The sequence below is a fragment of the Massilia sp. CT11-108 genome, from assembly GCF_047302915.1.
Lineage (GTDB): Bacteria > Pseudomonadota > Gammaproteobacteria > Burkholderiales > Burkholderiaceae_D > Telluria > Telluria orientalis.
This window is the reverse complement of sequence record NZ_JBKYMO010001689.1, coordinates 1-245: the sequence shown is the minus strand read 5'-3', so window position 1 is coordinate 245 and position 245 is coordinate 1. Positions and strand designations below refer to the sequence as shown.

The window sequence follows — 245 nt, the reverse complement described above, 5'->3', positions numbered from 1 at the left end:
GCCTTGACCGACTCTCCATCCCAGCGATCGGGCAGCCAGCTGCCACAGATCACGGCCGCGAGCATGCGCGGCTGGGCTGGCAAGGCGGCGTCGATCTCGGCAAGGACTTCATCGGAGGGGCGCTCGTCGACACCGGGACGCGGTGCCGCAGCCGGAGTGACGGCGCGGAATACAGTTCCGCTTTCGAACACTGCAAGATCATCCTGAGATCGCGACATATTCGTCGTTACTGCATGGAATAGACC

1 protein-coding gene is annotated in these 245 nt (G+C 63.3%); it reads right to left on the bottom strand.

The features are described 5' to 3' along the window. On the bottom strand, positions 1-218 hold a 218-nt coding region (locus ACEN88_RS36050), incomplete at its 3' end, for a hypothetical protein (RefSeq protein ID WP_413347176.1). Between the last annotated feature and the right edge of the window lie 27 nt (positions 219-245).